The sequence below is a fragment of the Methylobacterium sp. WL12 genome, from assembly GCF_008039475.1.
Classification (GTDB): Bacteria; Pseudomonadota; Alphaproteobacteria; order Rhizobiales; family Beijerinckiaceae; genus Methylobacterium; species Methylobacterium cerastii.
On record NZ_VRUW01000142.1, the window covers coordinates 1 to 6,644 of the forward strand.

The 6,644-nt window shown below is 64.1% G+C and carries 3 protein-coding genes and 5 pseudogenes; all 8 read left to right on the top strand.

Features of this window, described 5'->3' with window-relative positions; genetic code table 11:
- Window positions 1–216: 216 nt before the first annotated feature.
- Window positions 217–393, top strand: a pseudogene (locus tag FV226_RS26305) (IS66 family transposase); the annotation flags it as partial.
- A gap of 142 nt (window positions 394–535) precedes the next feature.
- Window positions 536–914, top strand: a pseudogene (locus FV226_RS26310) (DDE-type integrase/transposase/recombinase); the annotation flags it as partial.
- 585 nt (window positions 915–1,499) lie between these two features.
- Window positions 1,500–2,303 (top strand): ABC transporter permease, encoded by an 804-nt coding sequence (locus FV226_RS26315; RefSeq protein ID WP_147765241.1) that lies wholly within the window; start codon window positions 1,500–1,502, stop codon window positions 2,301–2,303.
- Window positions 2,304–2,446: 143 nt separating this feature from the next.
- A pseudogene (locus FV226_RS26320) lies at window positions 2,447–2,808 on the top strand (IS21 family transposase); the annotation flags it as partial.
- Window positions 2,809–2,916: 108 nt separating this feature from the next.
- Entirely contained in the window at window positions 2,917–3,309 is a 393-nt protein-coding gene (locus FV226_RS26325; protein ID WP_147765242.1) for a hypothetical protein, read from the top strand.
- 65 nt (window positions 3,310–3,374) lie between these two features.
- Window positions 3,375–4,799 (top strand): mannose-1-phosphate guanylyltransferase/mannose-6-phosphate isomerase, encoded by a 1,425-nt coding sequence (locus FV226_RS26330; protein ID WP_147765243.1) that lies wholly within the window; start codon window positions 3,375–3,377, stop codon window positions 4,797–4,799.
- Window positions 4,800–4,859: 60 nt separating this feature from the next.
- Window positions 4,860–5,633, top strand: a pseudogene (locus FV226_RS26335) (DDE-type integrase/transposase/recombinase); the annotation flags it as partial.
- Window positions 5,634–5,729: 96 nt separating this feature from the next.
- Window positions 5,730–6,517, top strand: a pseudogene (locus FV226_RS26340) (IS630 family transposase); the annotation flags it as partial.
- Between the last annotated feature and the right edge of the window lie 127 nt (window positions 6,518–6,644).

Sequence of the window (6,644 nt, forward strand, 5' to 3'; positions counted from 1 at the left end):
CGCGCAGGGCCATGATCTCGTCGGTCATCGGGGGGCTCTCGGGTTCGGGGTTGGTCGTCGCAACCCGACCCTACCCGGCAACCGCCGATGACCACCCCTCAGCTACACCACCGCCTGGGACACGACCCTCGATAGCGTCCCGGCATCCGGCCGAGAGCTTGGACAGCAATTACCCAGGCCCTTGCGCGGGTGGGATTTCACTGATTCCTTCGTAGGATGGGGCGCAGCGATCTTGAGCGGTTGAGCCGCGAGGAGTTGATCGAGCTGGTGCTGCGTCTGCAGCGTCCGGACAAGACCTCGCGCACCTCCTCGAAGCTGCCCGCCACAGACCGCAAAGAGCGGTCTGTAGGGCGGAGGAAAATCCAGCCGCGGGGCGGAGTAAAACAAGGCCATTCGAGCTTCACCAAGCCCGTAGAGCCCATTTTCAAAACGATTTCCGGAGCAACCACTTACGCCGATGCGGCAACCGAACTATGGCGTTCGAAGCCGACACGCGCGGGGCGGTTTAGTGGCCTGGATTTGGACCACCCTATACGTCCTGGAACGCGGTCTGGAGGTGGACCACAGCGCCCTGAACCGCTGGGTTCTGGCCTACGCGCCCCTGATCGAGAAGCGGCTACGTCAGTTCCGTCAGCCGCACTGCGGTTCGATCCGCATCGACGAGACCTACATCAAGGTGCACGGCGACCAAGCATCTGCAGCAGGGCATCGAGAGCGACCACTTCCGGCTCAAACGGGCAATGCCGCGGGTCGGCGGCTTCCGCTCGTTCAACACGGCGCGGCGTACGATCCAGAGCTTCGAGGCCATGCTCTGGCTGCGCAAGGGCTTCGGCTTTGCCGGCGCATGGACAGTGCGCGAGCAGAACCGACTACTCGCTTTCTGCTTCGGGCTTCCCCAGGCGAACAAAGGGTAAAAGCCGGACCGCAGAGGTCGTTCCGCGTCTCAGATCCGAGTTTGCGATAGGCCCCGCTGAACGTCATCCTCGGCAGGTCGCTTCCTCCATATCCCCGTGCTAAGCGGTTAGCATGACGCGCTGGCTTGAAATCACCCTTTTCATCTCCATGATTGTTCTCGCAATGGTTATCTACTGGTGGTTCACCCGAGAAGCGCCACCGGTTGGTGGGCTGGCGCAGTAGCTGCGACTGGGGCCGACTGTAAGGGCCTGTCGAAAACGCGAAGGCGTCTTCGTTCACGGATCGTTGGCTACACCTGACGTGTATGCCGCCTCGGCCTTGGAGCCGGCCAATGATCCTGTCGGGTATCGCCGCCAAGCTGAAGCAGCGCTCCAAGGCCGATTTCAAAGTACATCTCCGGTGAAGGCCACGGTCGAGGGTATCGCGCTCTGCACTAAGCCTGACCATAATGCTGGCGTTAAAGTCGGCGGGCCGGGATGATGCGGTTCGAGCCACTGGAGAATGTCGAACAGTGGCAGCGCTGGTGATCCCATAATTCTGGCGCTTTCGATGCAGATGATAGCATACGAGAATTCGGAGCCGTCATGTCCGCGATCGACCGGGGAGTGGTGACCAGACCGCGCCAGAGAAGCCAGATGGAGTCCTACCTCCACGTCCTGCATGCATTGATGCTGCGGGACATGCGCACGCGCTTCGGCGGCTCGCATTGGGGCTACATGATCGCCGTGCTCTGGCCGGTCGTGCATATCTTCATGCTCGTGCTCATCTACGTCCTACGCCATGTGCCCGCGCCGATCGGTGACAGCCGTGCGTTGTTCTTCGCGAGCGGCGCAGTGCCAGCACTAGTATTCCAGTACGTCTCGCGCGAGGTCATGAAGGCTGTTATGACCAACCGTCCGTTGACCTACTACCCTCAGGTCAAGCTGTTCGACGTCATCTTCTCCCGTATCCTCGTCGAGATCGTCACCGGGTTCCTAGGGCTGCTCACGGTGTCGGCGATTCTCGTAGCTGCGGGCATTAATCCGGTACCAATCGATCCGTTCACATCGATGTGCGGCTATCTCGCTGCCATCCTGCTTGGCCTCAGCTTCGGCACGATCAACGTCAGCATCATCGCCTTCTTCCCGGCCTGGATGATGGGAAGCATCCTGTTCACCCTCGTAATTTATGTTACCAGTGGTGTGATGTTCCTACCAAATTTTCTTCCAGACCAAATCTACAATGTCCTTAAATACAATCCCGTCGTCGGGATCATTGAGTGGGTCAGGCTTGGATACTATCCTGATCTACCGGTAACAATCGATTACTCCTACATCCTTTTATTCTCTCTTTCTCTTTTAACGATTGGGCTACTTCTGGAAAAGCACGTCGTCCGAAAAATAAGCTGACTCTAGTTGGCCTGCCTCCTGAAAAGTTGCTCTTCGCCAAGTTTGGTGAATCAGGCCGCGAGAAGGAACCGCCGGCGGAGGAGATCGAGGTTGGCGCGGCCGTACATGGCGCGCTTCAAGGGCTTGAGGCGCGTGATCTGCCCTTCAGCCTGCACGGTGCGGAGTGGGAGGTCATCTTCCGCCAGATCCATGAGCCCGTGCGGATCGGCTTGTCGGACTTCAGCGAAATGAATGCCACCGGCATCACCATCGCCGGGATCGCCCTCGATCACCGGCACTACCACTTCCGGCTCGCCTACTCGGGCTTCGAGCATGCTCATGTGGTGCTGGGCGGTGAGAGCTTCATCGCGCTCGCCGAGAGGATGCAGAACACCCTCAGAGCCTGGGTGGCGTGCCCGGCGAGCATCGCACCGACAGCCTCTCGGCCGCCTTCCGCAATCTCGATGCAGACGCAAGCGCCGACCTCACCCGCCGCTACGAGGCGCTCTGCGCCCATTACGGCGTAAGCGCTCGGTGATGGGCCTTGCGGGTCAGGCGGCCTGAGCGGGTCCCTTGAGCAAGGTCCAGTTCCGCGGTAGCAGTTCGCCCAGGCGTCGGGCCGGACGAGCGCTTCGTGCTGCCGTCCTTCGCCGGCCAGATCGCACGGATCGAGGCCGGCTTAGTGCCGCCGGTGCTGGAGCTGGGCAACCTCGTCGTCGAGCGCGACTTCCTGCCGATGGACGACGTGGTGCGGGTCTATGCCGAGCTGTTCGACCGCGGCGTGGACATCGCCGACGGGTCGATGTTCAACGTCGCCTTGGGGTGGCCGCGTAGCATCGCAAGCGTGATGTCGGACCTGTGGCGGTACGCGCGGGTCACGTTCGAGGTCCGGGTCGCGCCGGACCAGATGCACGCGTCCGAAATCCCCGTGGCGGCCGGCGACGCGACGCGGCTGCGCCTGGCGACCGGCTTGACGCCCCGGGGCGACTGGGACGACGCGATCGCTGACGTGCTCGATCACGTTTGAATGATGTTAGACTGAATGAAACGATGAGCTGGCTGGAAGATATGGACAGAGTTTCGCTCCCTCCCATGGCGTCGCTGGCGATCCTCCCCGTAATCCTCTGCGGCGGCTCGGGCACGCGGCTGTGGCCGATGTCGCGCGAGAGCATGCCCAAGCAGTTCGCGCGGCTGGTGGACGCGTCGGAGTCGACGTTCCAGGCGACGGCGCGGCGGGTGAGCGACCTCGCGACCTTCGCCCGGCCGGCGGTGATCGCCTCGGCCGAGTCGCGCTTCATCGTGGCCGAGCAGTTGGCGCAGGCGGGGATTACCGGCGACATCATCCTGGAGCCGGAGGGCCGCGACTCGGCCGCCGCCGTCGCGGTGGCGGCCTTGCACGCGGCCAACGTCGCCCCGGAAACGGTGGTGCTGATCATGGCCGCCGACCACGTGATCGGCGACGTGCCGGCCTTCGCCTCCGCCGTGCGCGCGGCAGCCGTGGGCGCGCGGGCCGGCTACACCATGACGCTCGGCGTCGAGCCGACGCGGCCGGCGACCGATTACGGCTACATCCGCCGCGGGGCCGCGCTGCCGGAGGCCGCGGGCGCCTTCGCGGTGGCGCGCTTCGTCGAGAAGCCGGATGCGGAGGGCGCCGCCGCGCTGATCGCGGACGGCGCGCTGTGGAACTCGGGCTACTTCCTGTTCCGCGCCGACCTGATGCTGGCCGAGCTCGAGGCGCACGCGCCCGCGGTGCTCTCCGCCGCCCGCGCGGCACTGGAGGGGGCTGCCGTCGACCTCGACTTCGTGCGGCTCGACGCGAACGCGTTCGGGCAGGCGCCCAAGATCTCGATCGACTACGCGGTGATGGAGCGCACGACGCGGGCGGGCGTGCTGCCGGTCTCATTCCCGTGGTCGGACGTCGGCACCTGGGACGCGGTCTGGCAAGTGCTGCCGCAGGACGAATCCGGCAACGCGCTGCGCGGCCGGGTCGAGGTGCTGGGCACCACCAACAGCCTGGTGCACAGCGAGGGCGACGGGCTGACCACGGTGGTGGGCCTCGACGGCGTGGTGGTGGTGGCGACGCCCGACGCGGTGCTGGTCGCCTCCAAGGCGCAGTCGGGCCGGGTGAAGGAGCTGGTGGGCGTGCTGCGCGCCCGCGCCCACCCGGAGGCCGACGCACACCGGCGGATGTACCGACCCTGGGGCTGGTACCAGCGGGTCGACATCGGCGAGCGCTTCCAGGTCAAGCGCATCATGGTGACGCCGGGCGGGCGCCTGTCGCTGCAGAAGCACCACCACCGCGCCGAGCACTGGGTGGTGGTGAAGGGCACGGCGGAGGTGACGCTGGGCGAGCGCCTGGTCCTCGTCCACGAGAACGAGGCGGTGTACCTGCCGATCGGCTCGATGCACCGGCTGGCCAACCCCGGCAAGATCCCCCTCGAGCTGATCGAGGTCCAGGTCGGATCCTACACCGGCGAGGACGACATCATCCGCGTCGAGGACATCTACGGACGGTGAATCAAACAATGAATTATTTAGATGTTTGGTCCCGCCGTCTGATGATACATCTGATGCCATATGGATGGACGCGCTGCGAGACAGGTTCTCCACGGCAGCGCTACAACGACTGAGACGGTCCGACGAGCAATCCAAGCTCGTAAAGAGAGCGTGAGAGCCGCCGCGAAGCACTACGGGATCAGCCCGACCACTGGACAGAAGTGGCGTTCACGTCCGACCAGAACCGATGCGCGGATGGGACTGAAGGAACCTCACGCCACGGTGCTGAGCCTGGGGCACGAGGCGGTCATCGTCGCCTTTCGCCGACACACCCTGCTGCCACTGGATGACTGCTTCTATGCGCTTCAGCCTAGCATCCCGCACCTAACCTGCTTGTCGCTGCACCGCTGTCTGCAACGGCACGGCATCAGTCGTCTACCGGACGTCGACAAGCCCAAACATTCGCGCTCCAAAGCCTACCCGATCAGCTACTTCTACATCGACATCACACAGGTCAGCACCGAACAAGGCAAGCTCCATCTGTACGTTGCCATCGACCGCACGAGCAAGTTCGTCTTCGTCCAACTTCATAAGAAGGCGACTCAACGGATTGCGGCAGCATTTTTATGCGATCTGGTCGCAGCCGTGCCCTACACAATTCACACGCTCCTGACCGGGAATGGTATTCAGTTTACCGACAACAAGCTAGTAAACCCTGAGACCGAAGCCAAGGTGGCTGCCTATTGGGCCGAGCGCAATGAGCTGCGCTTGTACCGTTGGCACTCGTTCGAGTGGGCCTGCGAGCAGATCAAAATCGAGCGTCGTCTGACCAAACCACGCTGCCCGTGGACGAACGTCTAGAGCATTTTCGGGCTGCGCTGAATCGCATGGGTGGGGTTCGCACGGCGCTGTTGGACTGATTCACTGATCGCTCCGGAGAAGGAGCGAAGCATGGGCCGACCCTACAGCCAGGATCTGCGCGAGCGTGTGGTGGCAGCGGCCGCAACGACGTCGCGTCGGCAGGCGGCGGCGCGCTTCGGGGTCGGGATCGCGACCTCGATCTGCTGGATGGCCGCGCTGACGACGACCGGGACGGTGGCCGCTCGTCCGCAAGGACGGGCGCGCCGCTCGAAGCTCGATCCGCACGAGGCGTTCCTGCGCGCGCTGATCGACGCAAAGGACGACATCACCCTGGAAGAGATGCGCGCCCGCTTGCGGGACGAGCACGATCTCACGGTCGGGCTAGGCACCCTGTGGAGCTTCCTCGACGCACGCGACCTCACGTACAAAAAAAGACAGCGCACGCCGCCGAGCAGGACCGCCCAGACGTGAAGGTGGCGCGCGAGGCGTGGTTTGCGGGTCAGCCCGACCTCGACCCTGCGCGACTTGTTTTCCTCGACGAGACCTGGACCGCCACCAACATGGCCCGCCTGCGCGGACGGTCGCCCCGTGGCGAGCGGCTGCGCTCACCCGTGCCGCACGGCCATTGGAAGACCACAACCCTGGTGGCGGGCCTGCGCCTGTCCGGGATCGCCGCACCGTTCGTGCTCGACGGGCCGATCAACCGCAACGCCTTCCAGACTTACGTCGATCAGGTCCTGGTGCCTGAACTTACCCCCGGCGACATCGTCGTCATGGACAACCTCGGCAGCCACAAGGGACCGGCCGTGCGGGCGGCGATCGAGGCGGCCGGTGCGCGGCTTCTGTTCCTCCCGCCCTACAGCCCCGACTTCAACCCGTGTATGGATGGCTCCTGCGGGTCAAGGATGTCGGATCGGTTCGGGTGAACTGGTCGGTTGCGGCCATGTATACGGCGTCTGATCTGCAGCGGGATCGCTGCGCGCCCTGATGAAGTCCGCTTGGAGA

Coding starts and splice junctions, on each gene's coding strand:
- FV226_RS26315 (WP_147765241.1), top strand. CDS start 1,500: ATGTCCGCGATCGACCGGGGAGTGGTGACCAGACCGCGCCAGAGAAGC.
- FV226_RS26330 (WP_147765243.1), top strand. CDS start 3,375: ATGGCGTCGCTGGCGATCCTCCCCGTAATCCTCTGCGGCGGCTCGGGC.